The 20,113-nt window shown below is 68.0% G+C and carries 17 protein-coding genes and 1 tRNA gene; 11 read left to right on the forward strand and 7 right to left on the reverse strand.

Going from position 1 to position 20,113, the window contains the following annotated elements; genetic code table 11:
* Positions 1 to 374 precede the first annotated feature (374 nt).
* Both panE and AC5P5R_RS11905 read left to right on the forward strand, forming a co-directional pair.
* Entirely contained in the window at positions 375 to 1,313 is a 939-nt protein-coding gene (gene panE, locus AC5P5R_RS11900) for a 2-dehydropantoate 2-reductase (RefSeq protein WP_076739695.1), read from the forward strand.
* Positions 1,310 to 2,194, forward strand: coding sequence for an NAD-dependent epimerase/dehydratase family protein (locus tag AC5P5R_RS11905; RefSeq protein ID WP_180845852.1), 885 nt, complete (start codon positions 1,310 to 1,312; stop codon positions 2,192 to 2,194). Before panE ends, AC5P5R_RS11905 begins: the two co-directional genes overlap by 4 nt.
* Positions 2,195 to 2,219: 25 nt before the next feature.
* Here the strand turns inward: AC5P5R_RS11905 and AC5P5R_RS11910 are convergent, their stop codons facing one another.
* Complete coding sequence (locus AC5P5R_RS11910) at positions 2,220 to 3,017, reverse strand: TatD family hydrolase (protein WP_076739713.1); 798 nt, start codon at positions 3,015 to 3,017, stop codon at positions 2,220 to 2,222.
* Between the two features lie 67 nt (positions 3,018 to 3,084).
* On the opposite strand from AC5P5R_RS11910, the gene hrpB reads away from it, so the two are divergent.
* Together hrpB and AC5P5R_RS11920 are read left to right on the forward strand one after the other, a co-directional pair.
* The gene (gene hrpB, locus AC5P5R_RS11915; RefSeq protein WP_076739694.1) at positions 3,085 to 5,589 is read left to right on the forward strand and encodes an ATP-dependent helicase HrpB; all 2,505 of its coding nucleotides are present in this window, start codon (positions 3,085 to 3,087) and stop codon (positions 5,587 to 5,589) included.
* 211 nt (positions 5,590 to 5,800) lie between these two features.
* On the forward strand, positions 5,801 to 6,175 hold the full coding sequence (locus AC5P5R_RS11920; RefSeq protein ID WP_005411574.1) for a hypothetical protein: 375 nt from the start codon (positions 5,801 to 5,803) through the stop codon (positions 6,173 to 6,175).
* An 89-nt stretch (positions 6,176 to 6,264) separates the two neighbouring features.
* Here AC5P5R_RS11920 and AC5P5R_RS11925 read toward each other — a convergent pair whose 3' ends face one another.
* From AC5P5R_RS11925 to AC5P5R_RS11935, 3 genes are all read right to left on the reverse strand, one after another.
* On the reverse strand, positions 6,265 to 6,804 hold the full coding sequence (locus tag AC5P5R_RS11925) for a pseudouridine synthase (protein ID WP_012481576.1): 540 nt from the start codon (positions 6,802 to 6,804) through the stop codon (positions 6,265 to 6,267).
* A gap of 64 nt (positions 6,805 to 6,868) precedes the next feature.
* Positions 6,869 to 7,135 carry a hypothetical protein gene (locus tag AC5P5R_RS11930; protein WP_012481577.1) on the reverse strand — a complete coding sequence of 89 codons (267 nt, stop codon included), beginning with the start codon at positions 7,133 to 7,135 and terminating at the stop codon, positions 6,869 to 6,871.
* Between the two features lie 95 nt (positions 7,136 to 7,230).
* Positions 7,231 to 8,088, reverse strand: coding sequence for a class I SAM-dependent methyltransferase (locus tag AC5P5R_RS11935; protein WP_049418666.1), 858 nt, complete (start codon positions 8,086 to 8,088; stop codon positions 7,231 to 7,233).
* A 169-nt stretch (positions 8,089 to 8,257) separates the two neighbouring features.
* Here AC5P5R_RS11935 and AC5P5R_RS11940 point away from each other — a divergent pair, with 169 nt between their 5' ends.
* The 4 genes from AC5P5R_RS11940 to AC5P5R_RS11955 all read left to right on the forward strand — a co-directional run bounded on the left by AC5P5R_RS11940 (position 8,258) and on the right by AC5P5R_RS11955 (position 12,696).
* Positions 8,258 to 9,214 carry an aldo/keto reductase gene (locus tag AC5P5R_RS11940; protein ID WP_012481579.1) on the forward strand — a complete coding sequence of 319 codons (957 nt, stop codon included), beginning with the start codon at positions 8,258 to 8,260 and terminating at the stop codon, positions 9,212 to 9,214.
* 649 nt (positions 9,215 to 9,863) lie between these two features.
* Positions 9,864 to 9,937, forward strand: a tRNA-Thr gene (locus AC5P5R_RS11945).
* A 357-nt stretch (positions 9,938 to 10,294) separates the two neighbouring features.
* Positions 10,295 to 11,419, forward strand: a complete 1,125-nt coding sequence (locus AC5P5R_RS11950; RefSeq protein WP_005411579.1) for a slipin family protein — start codon at positions 10,295 to 10,297, stop codon at positions 11,417 to 11,419.
* A gap of 56 nt (positions 11,420 to 11,475) precedes the next feature.
* A complete protein-coding gene (locus tag AC5P5R_RS11955) occupies positions 11,476 to 12,696 on the forward strand; it encodes an RtcB family protein (protein WP_076739692.1) in 1,221 nt (406 codons plus the stop codon).
* Positions 12,697 to 12,791: 95 nt separating this feature from the next.
* Here AC5P5R_RS11955 and AC5P5R_RS11960 read toward each other — a convergent pair whose 3' ends face one another.
* Together AC5P5R_RS11960 and AC5P5R_RS11965 are read right to left on the reverse strand one after the other, a co-directional pair.
* Complete coding sequence (locus AC5P5R_RS11960) at positions 12,792 to 13,697, reverse strand: NAD(P)/FAD-dependent oxidoreductase (protein WP_012481581.1); 906 nt, start codon at positions 13,695 to 13,697, stop codon at positions 12,792 to 12,794.
* Positions 13,687 to 14,142 (reverse strand): Rrf2 family transcriptional regulator, encoded by a 456-nt coding sequence (locus tag AC5P5R_RS11965; protein WP_044571046.1) that lies wholly within the window; start codon positions 14,140 to 14,142, stop codon positions 13,687 to 13,689. Before AC5P5R_RS11965 ends, AC5P5R_RS11960 begins: the two co-directional genes overlap by 11 nt.
* 182 nt (positions 14,143 to 14,324) lie before the next feature.
* On the opposite strand from AC5P5R_RS11965, the gene AC5P5R_RS11970 reads away from it, so the two are divergent.
* Positions 14,325 to 16,445, forward strand: coding sequence for a methyl-accepting chemotaxis protein (locus AC5P5R_RS11970; protein WP_076739691.1), 2,121 nt, complete (start codon positions 14,325 to 14,327; stop codon positions 16,443 to 16,445).
* A gap of 495 nt (positions 16,446 to 16,940) precedes the next feature.
* On the opposite strand, the gene AC5P5R_RS11975 is transcribed toward AC5P5R_RS11970, so the two are convergent.
* Positions 16,941 to 17,843 (reverse strand): LysR family transcriptional regulator, encoded by a 903-nt coding sequence (locus AC5P5R_RS11975; RefSeq protein WP_005411584.1) that lies wholly within the window; start codon positions 17,841 to 17,843, stop codon positions 16,941 to 16,943.
* 105 nt (positions 17,844 to 17,948) lie between these two features.
* On the opposite strand from AC5P5R_RS11975, the gene AC5P5R_RS11980 reads away from it, so the two are divergent.
* On the forward strand, positions 17,949 to 19,163 hold the full coding sequence (locus AC5P5R_RS11980; RefSeq protein ID WP_076739399.1) for an MFS transporter: 1,215 nt from the start codon (positions 17,949 to 17,951) through the stop codon (positions 19,161 to 19,163).
* Positions 19,164 to 19,288: 125 nt separating this feature from the next.
* Complete coding sequence (dkgB, locus tag AC5P5R_RS11985; RefSeq protein ID WP_076739400.1) at positions 19,289 to 20,098, forward strand: 2,5-didehydrogluconate reductase DkgB; 810 nt, start codon at positions 19,289 to 19,291, stop codon at positions 20,096 to 20,098.
* Positions 20,099 to 20,113: the final 15 nt, after the last annotated feature.

The raw sequence follows: 20,113 nt of genomic DNA on the forward strand, positions 1-20,113 counted from the left end.
CAGCCCGGCTACACTCGGCGCTGGGCTACCACTCGCCTAACAACTACGCCCGGCAGCTCCGGGCTGCCGCCTGAAACGGCTTCATGGCGTCCGTTTTCAGGGGGCCAGATCAATCCGCGCCATGGATGGCGCGGCTAAGCCCCCAGGGGTGAGGGCGCTTTGCTTGCGAAGCATTGCTTCGCAAGCGCCCGAACGCACAGCCGCCAGCGGCTGGGCCGGACCGCGGAGCGGGGTTCACGGCGTCCCCCGCGAACCCATCGCACACGACCCAGCTCATGAAACCAACTGCGCGAACCACCACGAGGGGCTCCGCCGTTGGCCGCAATCTCCGGCACAATCGCAGATCTGATTCTCCAGAAAGCGGTGAACGTGCAATGCGCATCCTGATCCTCGGCGCCGGCGGTACCGGCGGTTACTTCGGTGGTCGCCTGGCCCAGGCCGGCGTGGACGTGACCTTCCTCGTGCGCCCCGCGCGCGCCGCACAGCTGGACCGCGATGGCCTGGTCATCCGCAGCCCGCTCGGCGATGCCAGCTTCCCGGTGCAGCACGTCACCGCCGATGCGCTGCCCGCATTGGCCGCGCAGAAGCCGTTCGATCTGGTCATCCTCAGCTGCAAGGCCTACGACCTCGACAGCTCGATCGACGCCATTGCTCCAGCCGTGGGCGCGAACACCACCGTGCTGCCGATCCTCAACGGCCTGCACCACTACAACGCGCTGGACCTGCGCTTCGGCCGCGACGCCGTGCTCGGCGGCCTGTGCTTCATCAGCGCCACCAAGGCCCCCGACGGTGCGGTGCTGCACCTGGGCAAGCCGGCCAAGCTCACCTTCGGCGAGCGCGATGACGGCGCGGCGTCCGCACGCGTGCGTGCCTTCGCCGCTGCCTGCGCGCAGGCCCATCTTGATCACCTGGCGAGCGAACACATCGGCCAGGAACAGTGGATCAAGTACACCTTCCTGACCGCGCTGGCCGCTGCTACCTGCCTGCTTCGCGCGGATATCGGCACCATCGTCGCCACCGATGATGGCGAGGCGATCGTGCGCGGCCTGTACGACGAATGCCTGGCCGTGGCCGAAGCTGCCGGTGAGCCGATTCCCGATGCCGCGCAGGACACCGCGCGCGGCACCCTCACCCAGGCCGGCTCTGCATTGAAGGCATCGATGTTGCGGGACCTGGAGGCTGGCCAGCAGGTCGAGGCCGAGCAGATCGTCGGCGACATGCTGGCGCGTGCACGCAAGGCCGATCAGGAAGCCCTGTTGCTGCAGGTCGCCTACAGCAGCCTGCAGGCCTACCAGGCACTGCGGGTCGCGTGAGTTCCGCCTTGCAGGCCAGCCCATTGCCCGCGCGGGTACTGATTCTCGGGCTGGGCTGGAGCGGACGCGTGCTGGCCGCGCAGCTGCAGGCGCACGGCGTAGGCGTGGCCGGCACGGTGCGCGATCCCTCGTTCGCGCCGGACGATGGCCTGCCACGGCATCAGCTGCACGCCGACACGCCACCGTCGCCTGCCCTGCTCGATGAGATCGCGCAGGCCGATGCCGTGCTGTGCAGCGTGCCGCCCGACGCGGAGGGCGACCCGGCACTGCGCCTGCTGCTGCCCGCGCTGCAGGCCAGCCCGGCACTGCGCTGGGTCGGCTATCTGTCGTCGACCTCGGTGTATGCCGACCGCGCCGGCGGTTGGATCGACGAGCGCAGCGCGGCCGACGCCACTGAAGCGGCTGGTGTGCAGCGCCTGCTCGCGGAAGCACAGTGGCGTGCACTGGCCGGACAACGCAGCATCGCCTCGGCGGTGTTCCGCCTGCCCGGCCTGTACGGGCCGGGTCGCAATGCGCTGGTGCAGTTGGCGCAGGGGCGTGCGCGCCACGTGGTTCGCCCGGGCCAGGTGTTCAACCGACTGCACGTGGATGACCTGGCAACCGTCATCATCGCCGCAATGCGGCGACCGGCCCGGCAGGGTCTCTACCTGCCCAGCGACGACGAGCCTGCACCGCCGCAGGATGTGCTGGCCTTCGCCGCGAAGCTGGGCGGGTTTGCGCTGCCGCCCGCCGTGGCCTGGGATGACCCGGCACTGAGCCCGACGCTGCGGCGCTTCTACGAGAGCAACAAGCGCATCGACAGCCGTGGCACGCGTGAAGCGCTGGCGTGGCAGCCGCGCTTCCCCAGCTACCGTGAGGGCCTGCGCGACCTGCTCCGGTAGTGCCGGCCAGCGGCCGGCACTACCGTCAACCCGCGTCGGGCAGGCGGAAGAACGCGCGGGCGGCCGCCGTGGCATTGGCCGCGGTCACCGCAACGTCCTCGCCACGGTCACGTGCCAGCTCTTCCACGATGTGCGACAGGAACATCGGCTCGTTGCGCCGGTCCTTCGGCATCGGCTTCAACGTGCGCGGCAGCAGGTACGGCGCGTCGGTCTCGATCATCAGGCGGTTGGCCGGGATGCTCTTCACCAGTTCGCGCAGGTGCGCGCCACGGCGTTCGTCGCACAGCCAACCGGTGATGCCGATGTACCAGTCCTGGTCCAGGTAATCGAACAGCTCATCGCGTTCGCCGGTGAAGCAATGCACCACCGCCGGGCCGATGCGGCCTTCGAAGTTCTTCATCTGTGCCATGAAGTCGGCATGCGCATCACGCTGGTGCAGGAACAGTGGCTTGCCATTGTCCGCAGCCAGCTGCAGCTGGCGCTCGAACGCACGGTGCTGCGCCGGGCGCGGCGAGAAGTCACGGAAGTAGTCCAGCCCGCACTCCCCCACCGCCACCACTTCCGGATGCGCGTGCAGCGCGCGCATCTCGGCATCGCATTCCTCGGTGTATTCCACCGCGTGGTGCGGGTGCACGCCGGCGGTGGCGTACAGGAAGCCGGGGTGCTGCTGGGCCAGCTGCAACGCCAACGGCGAGTGCTCGCGGCTGGCGCCGGTGATGACCATCTGCACCACGCCGGCCTGGCGCGCGCGGTCCAGCACGGCATCGCGGTCGCGGTCGAAGGAGTCGTGGGTCAGGTTGGCGCCGATATCGATCAGGAGCATGGTCATCGCGGGGGAAAAGTGCCCGCGCATTGTACCTGCGCCCGCCGTGCCCCCTTATCCTTTGCACATGAACGCCCCGCTCTTCCCGATTTCCCCGCTGCTGCCGCAGATCCAGCAACACCTGGCCGCGCAGCAGCGACTTGTGCTGGAGGCCCCGCCCGGTGCCGGCAAGACCACCCAGGTGCCACTGGCCCTGCTCGAAGCACCATGGCTGCAAGGCCGGAAAATCATCCTGCTGGAGCCGCGCCGGGTCGCCGCACGCAGCGCCGCGCTGTTCATGGCACGGCAGCTGGGCGAGGAGGTCGGTGGCACGGTCGGCTACCGCATCCGCTTCGAAAACAAGGTTTCGGCGCGCACGCGCATCGAGGTCGTCACCGAAGGCATCCTGACCCGCATGCTGCAGGACGACCCGATGCTGGAAGAGGTCGGTGCGATCCTGTTCGACGAATTCCACGAGCGCCATCTCAGCGGTGACCTCGGCCTGGCGCTGGCGCTGGACGTGCAGGCGCAGCTGCGCGATGACCTGCGACTGGTAGTGATGTCGGCCACGCTGGATGGCGAGCGCCTGGCACGCTTCCTCGATGCGCCGCGGCTGAGCAGCGAGGGCCGCAGCTACCCGGTGACGGTCAGCCATTTCCCGGCGCGCCGCGATGAGACGCTGGAGCTGCAGGTGCGCCGCGCGGTGCAGCAGGCCCTGGCCGATCACCCCGGTGACCTGCTGGTGTTCCTGCCCGGCCAGCGCGAGATCGCGCGGGTGCAGGCTGGCCTGCAGGAATCGCTGGATGCCGGCGTCGAAGTACTGGCCCTGCATGGTGAGCTGCCGGTGGAACAGCAGGCGCGCGTGCTGCAGGCCGCCAGCGATGGCCGCCGCCGCGTGGTGCTGGCCACCAACGTGGCCGAGTCGTCGGTGACCCTGCCCGGCGTGCGCGTGGTGATCGACAGCGGCCAGGCACGCGAACCGCGCTACGACCCCAACAGCGGCTTCACCCGGCTGGACGTGGTGTCCATCGCCCAGGCGTCGGCCGACCAGCGCGCCGGTCGCGCCGGTCGCGTGGCCGAAGGCGTGGCCTGGCGGCTGTGGCCGCAGTCGCAGCGATTGGAGCCGCAGCGCCGCGCCGAGATCGACCAGGTGGAACTGGCCGGACTGGCACTGGAACTGGCCGCCTGGGGCAGCAGCGACCTGCGCTTCCTCGATGCGCCACCTGCCGGCCCGATGGGCGCCGCCCGCGAACTGCTGCAGCGGTTGGGCGCATTGTCCAGCAGTGGTCCGATCACCGCACTCGGCCGCCGCATACTGGCGCTGGGTACGCACCCACGGATGGCGGCGATGCTGCTGGCCGCGCCCGATGCACGTTCGCAGGCGCTGGCCGCCGATCTGGCCGCGCTGCTGGAAGCGCGCGATCCGCTGCGCCAGGGCGGTGACGCGCTGGCGAGCCGCTGGCGCGCACTGGCCGCGTTCCGCAATGGCCGCACACCGGGCGATGCCAACCGCAGCGGGCTGGCCGCCATCGATGCCGCCGCCAAGCAGTGGCGTCGCCGCCTGCGCTGCGAAGCCACGCCGCCGGCCAGCATCGAGGCCCATGAGCTGGGCGACCTGCTCGCTCACGCCTTCCCTGATCGGATCGGCTTCCAGCATCCCAGCGATCCACTGCGTTACCTGCTGGCCAATGGGCGCAGCGCGCGCCTGCACGAGCTGAGCGACCTGCGTGGCGAACCGTGGCTGGTGGCCAGCGAGCTTCGCTTTGAGGCACGCGATGCGCTGCTGCTGCGTGCCGCACCGGTGGACGAAGGCCAGCTGCGCAGGGCGTGGCCGGAGCGCTTCGTCACCGAAGACGTGGTGCGCTGGGACAGCGAGCGCCGCGCCCTGGTGGCCCTGCGCGAGACCCGTTTCGACCGGATCGTGTTGGACAGCCGCTCGGCCGGCCGGGTCGATCCGCAGCACGCCGCGCAGGCGCTGACCGATGCGGTGGCCGAGCTCGGCCTGCAGGCGCTGCCGTGGACCGAAGGCCTGCGCCAGTGGCAGGCACGGGTGGAATCGCTGCGCCGCTGGATGCCCGAGCTCGGCCTGCCCGACTGCAGCGACGACGCCCTGCTGGCCAACCGTGCGCAGTGGCTGCAGCCCGCGTTCGCCGGCAAGACGCGACTGGATGCGCTGGACGAATCCAGCTTTGGCGAAGCGCTGAAATCGCCACTGGAGTGGTCACAACGGCAGCTGGTCGAGCGTCATGCGCCGACCCGCATTACCGTGCCGTCCGGACTGGAGCGGCCGATCACCTATGCGCTGGACAGCGAGAGCGGCGATCCGCTGCCGCCGGTGCTGGCGGTGAAGCTGCAGGAACTGTTCGGCCTGGCCGACACGCCGCGCATCGCCGATGGCCGCGTGCCGCTGACCCTGCACCTGCTCTCCCCCGGTGGCCGCCCGCTGCAGGTCACCCAGGACCTGCGCAACTTCTGGGAAAGCACCTACGCCGAAGTGAAAAAGGAGATGAAGGGCCGTTACCCGCGCCACCCATGGCCGGATGATCCGTGGACGGCGACGGCCACGCACCGGGCCAAGCCGCGCGGAACCTGACGGGCGGGGTCGGATCCCATTGCATCGCGATGGGCTCTGAACCCAGGCGTGGCGCTGGGGTCAGAGCCGTTTCCCAACGGAAAGGTATCCGACCCACCCTGCCTGATCCTGAATGGCTACGCTAAAGTCACACCGCCTGCGTCCCCGACTGACATACCGTTTACGGGCAACACGCGACACTGGACTTCGACCCGAGGCAAAGGACCCCCGCATGAGCAAGCTGACTGTAATCACCGACCGCGCTCTGGAGCGCGCCCTGGAGCTGGCCCACACCGCCGGCGATGGCCTGAAGAGCGCCGGTGGCAGCCTGCGCAACGCGGACTGGATCAAGACCGGCGCCGCCCTCGGCGCAGTGAAGACCGGCGGCAAGGTCGCCACCAAGTTCGCCCGCCGCAACCCGGCCGTGACCATTGCCGCGGCTGCCGTCGGCGTCGGCCTGCTCGGCTATGCGCTGTACCGCAAGCAGCAGAAGAAGAAGGCTGCCAATGGCCACGTGGTGAATGGGCAGGCGCAGCGCATCAACGCACGCGACCGCCGCAACGACACCGTGGTGGACGAGCACAGCGATATCGGCAGCGACGCCTGAGTGTGACCGACCGGGTCAGAGCCCTTCCTGCGGAAGGGATCTGACCCCGAGCCAGGGCCGGATGCCGCGAGGTATCCGGCCTTTCTGTTTCAACCGATCTGCCGCCACTGCCCCGGCTGCAGGTCGTCCAGCCGGTAGGGCCCCATCGCCACCCGCACCAGCCGCAGCGTTGGCAGGTTCACTGCCGCGGTCATGCGCCGCACCTGGCGGTTGCGGCCCTCGCGGATCGTGATCGCCAGCCAGGCATCGGGCACGGTCTTGCGGAAGCGCACCGGCGGATCGCGTGTCCACAGCGACGGCGCCGGATCGAGGCGCTCGATCTTCGCCGGCAAGGTCGGTCCGTCGTTCAGCTCGACGCCGTCGCGCAGCTGTTGCAGCTGCTCATCGCTGGGCGTGCCTTCCACCTGCACCCAGTAGGTCTTGTCGGCCTTGTGCCTGGGATCGGTGAGCTTGTGCGCCAGCGTGCCGTTATCCGTCAGCAGCAGCAGGCCCTCGCTGTCATGGTCCAGGCGGCCCGCGGCATACACGCGCGGCGGCAGGCCGAACCCGGCCAGGGTCGGCCGCGCCGGCACGCTGCGGTCGGTGAACTGGCAGAGCACGTTGAAGGGCTTGTTGAAGGCGATCAGCATTGCGGGCACGGCAGTCGGCGGGTGGGGCATTGTCCCATTCCCGCATCGCCGCCGCGATCACCACTCAGCCGAAGACCTTCCTTTCCATCAACAGCGCAACGAGCACCACCACGGCGCCGCACGTGGCGGCAGCGTTGGCGCGATACCGTAGCCGCGCTACCGGTGGGCAGGCCCTGCGCGCACGTTCGTCCCACAGGCAGCCCACGAGCAGCACCGCAAAACCTGCCGCCGCCACGAGATCATGCACGTGACCCGCATGGAACACGAAGTCGTACAACCGCGGCAGCGCCATCAATGCGAAGGCGAAGTACAGCACTTTCTTCAACAGCACACTCCATTGGTGGCAGCGCCGGGCATTGCCCGGCCGCTACCCATTCCGCCCAACACCGCGCTGCGCGCTCACCAGGCACGGCCCGGCGCCCCGCTTTACGGCTTGATGAAGCGCAGGGTCATGCGGTCGCTTTCGCCGATCGCCTGGTACTTCGCATCGTCGGCCTTGTCGTGCTGGTTGGTCGGCGGCAGCGTCCACACGCCGTTCGGGTGGTCCTTGGTGTCGCGCGCGTTGGCGTTGACCTCGCTGCGCGCGTCCAACCTGAAGCCGGCGGCCTCGGCCATCGCGATCACCTGCTGCTGGCCGACATAGCCGGTGTCATCGTCGTCGGCCACGTCGGCCTTGGCGCGGTGCTCGACCACGCCCAGCACGCCGCCCGGCTTGAGCACGTTGAAGAAGCCCTGGAACATGCCCTGCGCCTGGCCGGCCTTGCGCCAGTTGTGCACGTTGCGGAAGGTCAGCACCACATCGGCTGAACCGGCCGGGCCGAACACCGGCTTGGCCGGATCGTAGGCCACCACGGCAGTCTTGCCGAACTGTGCCGGTGCAGCGGCGTACTTCTTTTCCAGGCTGTCGCGGCTGCGCTGCTGGTAGTCGCGTCCACGGCCTTCGGGCACCGCCATCGGATCGACAACGGCGGCAACGTAGTGGCCCTTGTCGTGCAGCAGCGGCGCCAGGATCTCCGAGTACCAGCCGTTGCCGGGGGTGATCTCGATGACGGTCTTTTCCGGCGTCACCTTGAAGAACGACAGCGTCTGCGCCGGGTGGCGGAAGCCGTCGCGCTTGACGTTGTTGGCATCACGGGTGGGTGCCTTCACCGCCGTGTCGATGGCCGGCGACACCTGGATCTTCGCCGGCGCCACCGTGGCCGGTGCGGCGAACGCGGGAACAGCGGCAAACAGGGCCGAAGCAAGCAGCAGGCGGCAACCACGCAGGGACGAAGCAGGCATCATCGGAGCGACTCCAGCGGAAGATGCGGCGAGACTAGCAGCCGCGGCGTCCCAGGTGTTCACAAAACGTTAGCTGCGTGCGTATCGCGGAACACTGTTTTGTGGTCGCCGCCGCAGCACGGTCACACTACGCGTTTTATTCTGGAGCACTTCCCTCAAGGAGTCCGTGCCCATGACGGCAACCCGCGAACTGGGCCGTTCCGGCCTGCATGTACGTCCGCTCGCCTTCGGTGGCAATGTGTTCGGCTGGAGCGCCGATGAGAAGGCCAGCTTCGCCCTGCTCGATGCCTTCGTCGACGCCGGCTTCAACCTGGTCGACACCGCCGATGTGTATTCGGCCTGGGTGCCGGGCAATGCCGGCGGCGAATCGGAGACGCTGATCGGCAAGTGGTTTGCCCGCAGCGGCAAGCGCGACAAGGTGGTGCTGGCGACCAAGGTGGCCAAGTGGGCCGAACGCCCCGGCCTGACCCCGGACAACATCAATGCGGCGGTCGAGGATTCGCTGCGCCGCCTGCAGACCGACGTGATCGATCTGTACCAGGCCCACGAGGATGACGAGTCGACGCCGCTGGAAGCGACCCTGGCTGCTTTCGGCCGGTTGATCGAAGCTGGCAAGGTGCGTGCGATCGGTGCTTCCAACTACAGCGCCACGCGCCTGGCCGATGCGCTGAAGGTGTCCACCGACTACAAGCTGCCGCGTTACGAAACCCTGCAGCCGGAGTACAACCTGTATGACCGCGCCGGCTACGAAAAGGAACTGGAACCGCTGGTGCAGCGCGAACAGATCGGCGTGATCGGCTACTACGCGCTGGCCAGTGGCTTCCTCAGCGGCAAGTACCGCACGCCGGCCGATGCGGCCAAGAGCCCGGCGCGTGGCGAGAACGTGGTGAAGCGCTATCTGAATCCGCGTGGCCTGCGCATCCTGCAGGCACTGGATGACGTGGCCAGCAAGCACAACGCCAGTGCCGCGCAGATCGCACTGGCGTGGCAGATCGCACGGCCGTCGATCACCGCGCCGATCGTCAGCGCCACCAGCGTCGAGCAGCTGCACGATCTGCTGGCGGCGGCCAACGTGTCGCTGAGCGTGCAGGATGTCGCGCAGCTGGATGCCGCCAGCGCCGAAGCGTGAGGGCCGGTAGTGCCGGCCGCTGGCCGGCATTGCACGCATACCCAAGAAAATAATTGCACAAAATGGTTGCGCACGACTAAATCGTGGTTTATCGTGCGCACCTCGTTTCAACAACCACTGGAAACTTCCCTTGAACGCGCATTCCGTCGCCATCGCCAAACTGCTGCCATGCCTGCGCATGGACGGGCCGGCGCGCGCGTTCGGCAAGGAAGACCAGCTGACAACGGCCTGATACCCGCCCTGCGGAGATCGGCCACCCCGATCTCCGAGGCCTGACGACGCCCTCGGAACGCAAGTCCCGGGGGCGTTTTCGTTTGCGTCGACACAAGGACCCGCGATGCCAGAACTGCACCCCGCGCGGCGACCCGCCGCTCACTGACCCAGGCTTTTCCCGCCCCGCCAAAGGATTTACTTCGCGCGACTGGCAGCGCCTGGACATTATCTGCATCGCATCAGAACATTATCGCTCGCCGATAATGTCGGTGGCCTGCACCCTCGATTATCCAACGGTCCCGTTTCAACCACGGGCTGGTGCGCGCGGCGTTGCCGTGGCGTATGCCGGAGGTCGCGGACATGCCATCGCCTGGATCGCCTGCTGGAGGCAGGCACCGGTTCGCCGGTACGCGGTTCGATTCCGCGCGGTCCCCAACTGGATAGCTCAGCTTGGTCAGAGCAACGGATCCGTAATCCGTCTGTCGTGGGTTCGATTCCCACTCCAAACCACATGACCTGTCACGTCATGACTTGAAGCAACACCCGGGGCGCAAGCCCCAGCGGCCATCGTCGCCGTCCACCGACATCGCCTTCGGGCAGGAACGTGGAAGGCAACGGACCTCACGCCGGGCCCCGGCCCGCCGCCACTGCCAGCCACGTTCCGCACCGGTGCTGCCTGCCGGGAACGACGATGGCAGCACTGCCGGCGCATCGAAGGCTCCGCGCGCGGACCGTCCGCCGATGGCCGCCCTCTTCCGCTGCCTGCACGTGATGTGCAGGCAGCCTCGCCACGACCGGATCGACCCGGGTCATGGCGATTCATCCGCAACGGGTCGAACCACCAGAGCCATACAAGGAGAGACTCCCATGTTCTGGACCATCAAGGTCGTGATCGGCGACGGCGAGCGCGGCCTGGTGTATCGCAACCGTCGTTTCCAGCAGATCCTGCTGCCGGGCGTGCACCGCCTGTCGCCGTTCGGCGGCCGGCCGCACGTGGACATCCACACTGCATCGAAGGGCGCGGCCTACACTGGCAGCGACCAGGACAGCCTGATCGAAGCGCTGGGCGCACAGCTGGACACGCACTTCGTGCTGGCCAACGTCGGCGCCAGCGAGGTCGGCCTGTTGCTGCGCAACGGCCGCATCGATGAAGTGCTGCCGCCGGGCAGCCGCCGTCTGTACTGGCGCGGCTCGGTCGATACCCAGGTGCAGGTAATGGCGTTGGGTGACGAGCCGCGCATTCCGGCCGACGTGCAGCAGCGGCTGGGTCAATTGGGCGTGCTGCCGCGTGTGGCGGTGATCAGCACGGTGCCGAGCGAGTCGGTCGGCCTGCTGTTCATCGATGGCACGCTGCGGCAGACGCTGGACGCCGGCCTGCACGCGTTCTGGAACTTCAACGGCAACGTGTCGGTGGAGCGTGTGGAACTGCGTGCACGTTCACTGGACGTGTCCGGCCAGGAACTGCTCAGCCGCGACAAGGTGACCCTGCGGGTGAACCTGGCCGCGACCGTGCAGGTGGTCGACCCGGTGCGTGCGCACCGCACGCTCAGCAATGCCGATGAGTTCGTCTACCGGCAGCTGCAGTTCGGCCTGCGCCAGGCAATTGCCGCGCGCAGCCTGGACGAGCTGCTGGGTGACAAGGCGGCACTGGACGGCGAGATCGCTGCGCATGTGCAGGCGGCGATCGAAGGCCACGGCGTGCGCTTGCTCGGCGTCGGCATCAAGGACGTGATCCTGCCGGGCGAGATGAAGGAGATCCTCAACGGCGTGGTGCTGGCCGAAAAGCAGGCCCAGGCCAGCGTGATCCGTCGCCGCGAGGAGGCCAACGCCACGCGTTCGCAGCTCAACACCGCAAAGCTGATCGAGGACAACCCGGTGCTGATGCGCTTGAAGGAGCTGGAGGCACTGGAGAAGGTCACCGAGAAGATCGACACGCTCACCGTGTTCGGCGGCCTGGATGGCGTGCTTAAGCAGCTGGTGACGATCAGGTAGGGGGTAGCGGTGGCGCAGGGACGCGCCGCCGGCCCATCAAGGACATTAAAGAAGACATGGACACTCAACAGAACTATCAATGGCTGCATGCCGAGGGCACCACGCCGATCAAGGGCTGGGTCAACGGTGTGCCGCTGGAAGCGCAGGCGCATGAGCAGCTGCGCAACATCGCTGCGATCCCGTTCGTCGGGCCGTGGGTGGCCGTGATGCCGGACGTGCACCTGGGCAAGGGCGCGACCGTAGGCTCGGTGATCCCGACCCGCGGGGCGATCATCCCGGCCGCGGTCGGCGTCGACATCGGCTGCGGCATGGCGGCGGTGCGTACCACGCTGCGCGCCGATGACCTGCCCGATGACCTGCGGCAGCTGCGCAACAGCATCGAGCGCAGCATTCCGGTGGGCAACGGGCGCGGCGGCGAGCATCACCGCATGCCCGACAGCATCCACACCCGGCTGGTGCAGTCCGGGCTGGCCGCCGGCCTGGAGAAGATCAAGGATAAGCACCGCCGCATCCGCACCGACAAGCTGGACCGCCAGCTGGGTACGCTGGGCGGCGGCAATCACTTCATCGAACTGTGCCTGGACGAGACGGACACGGTGTGGGTGATGCTGCACAGCGGCTCACGCGGTACCGGCAACCTGATCGGCACCTACTTCATCGAGAAGGCGCGCGAGGAACTGGCCCGGCGCGTGCTGGGCTTCCACCTGCCGGACAAGGACCTGGCGTTCTTCATGGAAGGCGAGCCGCTGTTCGATGACTACGTCGAAGCGGTGTCGTGGGCGCAGGACTACGCCCGGCAGAACCGCGAGGCGATGATGTCGCGCGTGCTGGCCGAGATGCGCCACCGGCTGCCGAAGTTCCAGCTGGCAGCGATGGCGGTGAACTGCCACCACAACTACGTGCAGAAGGAGATGCACAACGGCCAGGAACTGCTGGTGACGCGCAAGGGCGCGGTCAGCGCGCGTGAGGGCGAGCTGGGCATCATTCCCGGCAGCATGGGCACGCGCAGCTATATCGTGCGCGGCAAGGGCAACGCGGACAGCTTCCACAGCTGCAGCCACGGCGCCGGCCGGGTGATGAGCCGTGGCACGGCGCGCCAGCAGATCACGCTGGCCCAGCACCGCGAGGCCACCGCGCACGTGGAATGCCGCAAGGACAGTGGCGTGCTGGACGAGTCACCGGCCGCGTACAAGTCGATCGACGATGTGATGGCCGCGCAGCTGGACCTGGTCGACGTGGTGCACACGCTGCGGCAGGTGCTGTGCGTGAAGGGGTAATGGAGCGGTGCCGACCAAGGCCGGCCTCTACCAGAGCAACACGTCGCGTCGGGGGTCAGATCCCTTTCTGCGAAAGGGATCTGACCCCGGCACATTCAGCGCGGCACGCTGTCTTCGGCCACCAGCGCATGGTGCACGCCGATGCCCGCGCGCACGCCTTCGGCCATGGCCAGGGTGATGTTGCCCACCGTGGTCGCATCGCCTGCGGCATACACGTTCGGCACCGAGGTGTGCTTCATCGCATCGACCTCGATCAGCACGCCCAGCGGGCTCTCGACCAACGTGCAGCCCAGCTGCTGCACCAATGGCGTGGCCATCGCCTGGGTGGCCGGCACGAACAACGCACGCTGGGCGATTCGGCGGCCGTCGGCCAGCTCCACTTCCAGCCAGGTCGGCTGGTCGCCCTGCACGCCCAGCACGGGTGACGTCTCGATCTGCACGCCGCGCTGCTGCATGGCAGCGCGTTCCTCATCCGTGATGTCCAGTCCCATGCTGAAGAACGTGACATTGCCCCAGTCCGCGAACAGCGGCGCCTTGCTGGCGGACATCGGATGACCGCCAAGCAGGCCAATGGCACCACCACCCACTTCATAGCCATGACAGTACGGGCAGTGCAGCACGGTGCTGCCCCAGCGCTCGGCGAGGCCCGGCAACGCCGGCAACTGGTCGGCGATGCCGCTGGCGAGCAGCAGCTTGCGCGCGGCCAGCACCTGGCCATCGGCGGTACGCACTTCCACGCCTTCGGCGCTGGCGGTGGCCTGAACGGCTTCGGCATGCACCCAACGCACCGTGGGGTAGTCCAGCAGCTGCTGGCGCGCCGTCTTCAGCAGCTCGGCGCCACTGATGCCATCCAGCCCGAGCACCCCGTGCGAATGACTGGCGAAACGGTTGCGCGGCGAACCGGCGTCGATGACGGTGACCGGGCGACGGGCACGGGCCAGGATCAGGCCGGCGGCAATGCCGGCATAGCTGCCGCCGACGATGAGCACATCAGGATTCATGGTGACCTTCCAGGGAACGGTGATGGGCAAGATGGCGGGCGAAGTCGGCGCCGAGCTGGTCCAGCGTGGTCGCCTGCAGCCGCGCTTCGAGCAGGCGCTGCGCTTCGCGCGCCCCTTCGAGCAGGGCGCTGTTGACCAGCTGCTGGATCGGGCAGCCACCGCCGGAGTCGCGTGCGCCGACCTGGACCAGCGGTGGTGCGCCCACCGCCAGGTAGATGTCATGCAGGGTGATCGCCGCGGCATCGCGTGCCAGCAGGCTGCCGCCGCCGTGGCCGCGGGTGCTGCGCACCAGGCCGGCCTTGTGCAGCTGCGCCAGCAGGCGACGGATCACCACCGGATGCGTCGGCAGGCAGGACGCCAGCTGCTCGGACGTGCGCGGGGCGGCATGGCCGACCAGGTGCGCCATCACATGCAGGGCGTCGGACAGTGGATTTGCGGATTTCATGTAACAAAGATAGTTACATTTAAATTCTCTGTCGAGAGTCTTCTTTCGTTCCATATGGACACATTTGTCCTATGAAACATCCCCTTCACATCACTAAACGAAACGGTAATGTGATGAGCGTCGCACTTCAGACGCGTGGGGACAGGTCGATACCGCATTGCCCCTTCCCGAGAGTCCCTTCCATGAAAGCGTCTGTCCGTGCTCCGCGCCTGCAGTCCAAGCTGCTCGGCGCGGTTTCCGTTGGTCTGGCCGTGGTCCTGCTGTGCGCATTGGCGGGCCTGGCCTCCGCCTGGTTGAAGTTGTCCACCGAGGTTCCACCCGAAGTCGCGCACAGCCGCGACGCCGAACGCCTGCAGCGCGAGTTCCGCGGCCAGGTGCAGGAATGGAAGAACGTGCTGCTGCGCGGCCACGACGACGCGCTGCGCCAGCGCCATCTGGACGCCTTCGACAGCGAGGGCCGCCTGGTCGAGCAGCTGGCCAGGGGCCTCATAGCCAGCCCGGACATACGCACGCGCGAACTGGCACAGTCCTTCATCGGCCTGCACACGCAGCTGCAGAAGGACTACCACGCCGCCCTGCAAGCGTTTGCGGAAGCCGGCTACGATCCCGCCGCCGGCGACAATCTGGTGCGTGGCAAGGACCGCCCGGTGGCGACCGCACTGGATGCGCTGAGCACGCATGCCACGCAGGTGGCCGAAGCAACCGTAGCGGCGCGGTCGCAGCAGGCGCGGCAGACCCTGCTGCTGTGCGCGGCGCTGACCGTGCTGGCCGCCGTGTTGCTGCTGATGGGCCTGGCCTGGTGGCTGCGGCGCGCGGTGGTGCAGCCGGTGCTGGCGGTGGAAGCCGCTGCGCGTGCCGTGGCCGCCGGTGATCTGCAGCACGTGGTGCAGGTGCGCAGCCGCGACGAGATCGGTCGCCTCGCGCAGGCGATGCAGGCGGTGCAGTCCACGCTGCGCGGCGTACTGGACGCACAGGCGTCGATGGCGCAGGCGCATGACGCCGGCACCATCAGCCATCGCATGGATGCCAGTGCGTTCCCGGGCGCGTTCGGCACCATGGTGGCCGACTGCAACACGCTGGTTGACGCGCACATCCAGGTGAAGATGCGCGCGATCTCGATCATGGGCCGCTATGCCGTCGGTGACCTCAGCCAGGACATGGAACGCCTGCCCGGCGAAAAGGCCGTGATCACCAACGCATTGGATACGGCCAAGGCCAATCTCGGCATGATCAACGGCGAGATCCGCCGCCTGGCCGAAGCCGCCGCCGCCGGTGACTTCAGCCAGCGCGGCGACAGCGCACGCTTCGAGCATGATTTCCGCGCAATGGTCGACGGCTTGAACCGATTGATGCAGACCACCGAACTGAACCTCGGCGAGGTCTCCAGCATGCTGCGCGCGATTGCCGATGGCCGCCTCGGCGCGCGCATGCACGGTGATTTCCAGGGCGTGTTCGCGCGTATCGCCGGCGACGCGAACACCACCGCTACGCAGCTGGCAACCATCGTCACCGACATCAAGCACGCCTCCGGCAACATCCACACGGCGGCGGCGGAGATCGCCGCCGGCAACAACGATCTGTCGCGCCGTACCGAACAACAGGCCGCCAACCTGGAAGAGACGGCGGCATCGATGGAGGAACTGACCTCCACCGTGCGCCAGAACGCCGAGCATGCGCGCCAGGCCAACCAGCTGGCGATCGGCGCGCACACCGTTGCCTCTCACGGCGGCAGCGTGGTCGGCCAGGTGGTGAGGACGATGGGCGCGATCGAAACCTCGTCGCGGCAGATCGCCGAGATCATCAGCGTGATCGACGGCATCGCCTTCCAGACCAACATCCTGGCGCTGAACGCCGCGGTGGAAGCGGCACGCGCCGGCGAGCAGGGCCGCGGCTTCGCGGTGGTTGCCAGCGAAGTGCGCACCCTGGCACAGCGTTCGGCGGCAGCCGCGAAGGAGATCAAGGCGTTGATCGAAGCGTCGGTGGAACAGGTCGGCCACGGTGCACGGCGCGTGCGCGAGGCCGGTGACACCATGGCCGAGATCGTGGCGTCGGTGCAGCGTGTCACCGACATCATGGCCGAGATCTCCGCCGCCTCGCAGGAGCAGAGCGCGGGCATCGAACAGGTCAGCCAGACGGTGATCCAGATGGACGGCACCACCCAGCAGAATGCCGCGCTGGTGGAGGAAGCCAGCGCCGCCGCGCGCAGCCTGGAGCAGCAGGCGAACCGGTTGATCGACGCGGTGGATGTGTTCGATCTGTCGACCACCGCCGCAGCGAAGGACGCGCTGGCGCGCGCGGCCTGATTGATCCGGTTGCCGGCCAGCGGCTGGCAACCCCGCCACCACATGGGTAGCGCCCGACCGTTGGTCGGGCGATGGCAGGGGCCGTGCGGACCAACGGTCCGCACCCACCGTAACCTGCGGTAGTGCCGGCCGCTGGCCGGCAACCCCATCACCACATGGGTAGCGCCCGACCGTTGGTCGGGCGATGGCAGGGGCCGTGCGGACCAACGGTCCGCACCCACCGTAACCTGCGGTGGTGCCGACCGCTGGCCGGCAACCCCACCACCACATGGGTAGCGCCCGACCGTTGGTCGGGCGATGGCAGGGGCCGTGCGGACCAACGGTCCGCACCCACCGTAACCTGCGGTAGTGCCGGCCGCTGGCCGGCGACCCCACCACCACATGGGTAGCGCCCGACCGTTGGTCGGGCGATGGCAGGGGCCGTGCGGACCAACGGTCCGCACCCGCCGTAACCTGCGGTAGTGCCGGCCGCTGGCCGGCAACCCCGCCACGACCTCAGCGCAGGTAATCGCTCCGCGCCATCGCTTCACCCAGGTAATCCAGGAACGAGCTGATCCGCGCCGACACCGCCGTGTTGCGGTAATACACCGCGTGGATCGGCTGGTACACATCCAGCGTCTGCGTCGCCAGCACCGGCACCAGAGTGCCGGCGGCGCGGTCGCGGTCGGTCACGAAGTCGGACAGGCAGGTGATGCCCACGCCTTCCACCGCCAGTCGGCGTAGTGTTTCGCCGCTGGACACCGCGATATCCGGACGCACCCGCAGCAGGCCATCGGCATCGCCCGGCAACGGCCAGTGATTCAACGATTCCGGTTCGTTGAAGCTGAGCAGGGTGTGCTGGCCCAGCGCGGCGACGCTGGCCGGTTCGCCGTGTGCCGCCAGGTAGGCCGGACTGGCCACCAGCCGCAGCTGGCAGCGACCCAACGGCCGCGCATGCAGGGTGGAGTCGGCCAGCGGCCCGATCCGGATCGCCAGATCGGTGCGCCGTTCCAGCAGGTCGATGTAGCGCTCGGAGCTGTTCAACTCCAGCTGCACCTCCGGGTAGCGCGCGCGGTACCCGGCCACCAGCGGCGCGATCACGTGCAGCACGAACGGCATCGCCGCATCCACGCGCAGGCGTCCGGCCGGGCGCTCGCGGCGGGCGGCCATCTGTTCCTCGGCGGACTCCACCGCATCGATGATCGCCCGTGCATGGCGCAGGTAGGCCTCGCCCTCTGCGGTCAGGTGCAGGCGGCGGGTGGTACGGGTCAACAGGGTGGTGCCGAGCTTGTCTTCCAGCCGCCCCAGCGCCCGGCTCACGCCCGACGGCGTCTGCCCCAGCTGTTCGGCGGCAGCACTGATCGACCCGCTGTCGATCACCGCGAGGAAGGCCTGCATTTCATCGAGAGTGGTCTTCATGCCTCCATTATTGACTGGGCGGCAATAGTGATTGGCGTGAAGACCGGTTTTTCGGCAAAGGTGCGCCGCGCACACTGCGCGCCTTCCTTCCCTCCGGAGCCGGCCATGATCCGTGGCATTCCCCTCGCCCTGCTGGCGCTGACCCTCGGTGCCTTCGCCATCGGTACCACCGAGTTCGTCATCGTCGGCCTGATTCCCACCATTGCCGCCGACCTGCAGGTCAGCCTGCCCTCGGCCGGCCTGCTGGTCTCTCTGTATGCCCTCGGCGTGGCCATCGGTGCGCCGGTGCTGACCGCGCTCACCGGCCGCGTACCGCGCAAGTCGCTGCTGGTGGCGCTGATGGTGCTGTTCACCCTCGGCAACGTCATCGCCTTCCTGGCGCCGGGCTACACCTCGCTGATCGTCGCCCGAATCCTCACCGGCCTCGCCCACGGTGTGTTCTTCTCGATCGGTTCGATCATCGCCACCGCGGTGGTGCCGAAGGAGAAGGCCGCCAGCGCGATCGCCATCATGTTCACCGGCCTCACCGTGGCGCTGGTGACCGGGGTGCCGCTGGGCACCTTCATCGGCCAGCACCTGGGCTGGCGCGCCACCTTCCTGGCGGTGGCCGCTCTGGGCGTGATCGCCCTGCTCGGCGCGCTGCTGTTCGTGCCGCGCAGCGTGCCGCAGAGTGCGCCGGCCAGCTTCCGCCAGCAGCTGGCCGTACTCGCCCAACCCCGCCTGCTGCTGGTCTATGCGATGACCGCGCTGGGCTACGGCGGCACCTTCCTGGCCTTCACCTATCTGGCGCCGATCCTGCAGGACGTCACCGGTTTCTCCGCCAATGCGGTCAGCCTGGTGCTGCTGGTGTACGGCGTGTCGGTGGCAATCGGCAACCTGTGGGGCGGGCGCATGGCCGACCGCATGGGTCCGGTGCCCGCACTGAAGCGCATCTTCGCCCTGCTGGCCATCGTGCTGTTCGTGCTCACCTTCACCGCCTACAACACCTGGCTGATGCTGCTCACGGTGCTGGCACTGGGTGCGGTGGCGTTCGGCAACGTGCCCGGCCTGCAGGTCTACGTGGTCAAGCAGGCGCAGCGCTATGCGCCGCAGGCCACCGACGTGGCCTCGGGGCTGAACATCGCCGCCTTCAACATCGGCATCGCGCTGGGCGCCTCGCTCGGCGGGCTGGTGGTGGAGAACATCGGCCTGATGCACACGCCGTGGCTGGGCGCGCTGGTGGTGGTGGGCGCGTATGCATTGACCGTGCTCAGCGGCCGCCTGGACCGCCGCGACGGCATCGATGACCGCGCCGATGGCATCGCCGTGGCCGCGCATTGAGATAAGTCATGCCGTGCCGGCGCCCTGCCGGTACGGTGGTGCAATGCACCGTTGCCGGCACGCATGCGGCCACTGGCCTACCCTTTGCCGGATATTCGCATCCCTCCCCTTTGCTGGAGCTCCCCATGACTGTCCCCGCCTTCGGTCTCGGCACCTTCCGCCTCAAAGACCAGACCGTGATCGATTCCGTGCGCAATGCGCTGGATGTCGGCTACCGCGCCATCGATACCGCGCAGATCTACGGCAATGAAGCCGAGGTCGGCCAGGCCATCGCCGATTCCGGCGTGCCGCGCGAAGAGATCTACCTGACCACCAAGGTCTGGATCACCGAGTTCAAGCGCGAAGCGCTGCTGGCCAGCCTGCGTACCAGTCTGGAAAAGCTGCGTACCGATCATGTGGACCTGACGCTGATCCACTGGCCGTCGCCGAACGACAAGGTCGACGTGCCGATGGAGGAGTACCTGACCGCACTGGCCGAGGCCAAGGCACAGGGCCTGACGAAGCAGATAGGCATCTCCAACTTCACCATCGCACAGACCCGCAAGGCGATCGGCATCCTCGGTGCAGGCGCCATCGCCACCAACCAGATCGAGATCCATCCGTACCTGCAGAACCGCCTGCTGGTGAAGTTCCTGCAGGACAACGGCATCCACATCACCGCCTACATGAGCCTGGCCTATGGCGAGGTGATCAAGGACCCGGTGATCCAGGCCATTGCCGGCCGCCACCAGGCCACTCCGGCGCAGATCGCGCTGGCCTGGGCGCTGCAGCAGGGCTTCTCGGTGATCCCGTCGTCGACCAAGCGCGAAAACCTGTCGGGCAACCTGGAAGCAGCAGCGATCCGCCTGACCGACGAAGACATGGCGCAGATCGCCAAGCTGGACCGCGGCCATCGCCTGGCCAACCCGGAAGGTATCGCCCCGGCCTGGGATTGATCCCGCTGCGGTTAC

It is taken from the genome of Stenotrophomonas sp. YJH_SMC_19 (assembly GCF_059367915.1).

Excerpts from the sequence above, each read along its gene's own strand:
- panE (WP_076739695.1), top strand. The coding sequence starts at position 375 with ATGCGCATCCTGATCCTCGGCGCCGGCGGTACCGGCGGTTACTTCGGT.
- AC5P5R_RS11910 (WP_076739713.1), bottom strand. The coding sequence starts at position 3,017 with ATGCTCCTGATCGATATCGGCGCCAACCTGACCCACGACTCCTTCGAC.
- hrpB (WP_076739694.1), top strand. The coding sequence starts at position 3,085 with ATGAACGCCCCGCTCTTCCCGATTTCCCCGCTGCTGCCGCAGATCCAG.
- AC5P5R_RS11920 (WP_005411574.1), top strand. The coding sequence starts at position 5,801 with ATGAGCAAGCTGACTGTAATCACCGACCGCGCTCTGGAGCGCGCCCTG.
- AC5P5R_RS11925 (WP_012481576.1), bottom strand. The coding sequence starts at position 6,804 with ATGCTGATCGCCTTCAACAAGCCCTTCAACGTGCTCTGCCAGTTCACC.
- AC5P5R_RS11935 (WP_049418666.1), bottom strand. The coding sequence starts at position 8,088 with ATGATGCCTGCTTCGTCCCTGCGTGGTTGCCGCCTGCTGCTTGCTTCG.
- AC5P5R_RS11940 (WP_012481579.1), top strand. The coding sequence starts at position 8,258 with ATGACGGCAACCCGCGAACTGGGCCGTTCCGGCCTGCATGTACGTCCG.
- AC5P5R_RS11950 (WP_005411579.1), top strand. The coding sequence starts at position 10,295 with ATGTTCTGGACCATCAAGGTCGTGATCGGCGACGGCGAGCGCGGCCTG.
- AC5P5R_RS11955 (WP_076739692.1), top strand. The coding sequence starts at position 11,476 with ATGGACACTCAACAGAACTATCAATGGCTGCATGCCGAGGGCACCACG.
- AC5P5R_RS11960 (WP_012481581.1), bottom strand. The coding sequence starts at position 13,697 with ATGAATCCTGATGTGCTCATCGTCGGCGGCAGCTATGCCGGCATTGCC.
- AC5P5R_RS11965 (WP_044571046.1), bottom strand. The coding sequence starts at position 14,142 with ATGAAATCCGCAAATCCACTGTCCGACGCCCTGCATGTGATGGCGCAC.
- AC5P5R_RS11970 (WP_076739691.1), top strand. The coding sequence starts at position 14,325 with ATGAAAGCGTCTGTCCGTGCTCCGCGCCTGCAGTCCAAGCTGCTCGGC.
- AC5P5R_RS11975 (WP_005411584.1), bottom strand. The coding sequence starts at position 17,843 with ATGAAGACCACTCTCGATGAAATGCAGGCCTTCCTCGCGGTGATCGAC.
- AC5P5R_RS11980 (WP_076739399.1), top strand. The coding sequence starts at position 17,949 with ATGATCCGTGGCATTCCCCTCGCCCTGCTGGCGCTGACCCTCGGTGCC.
- dkgB (WP_076739400.1), top strand. The coding sequence starts at position 19,289 with ATGACTGTCCCCGCCTTCGGTCTCGGCACCTTCCGCCTCAAAGACCAG.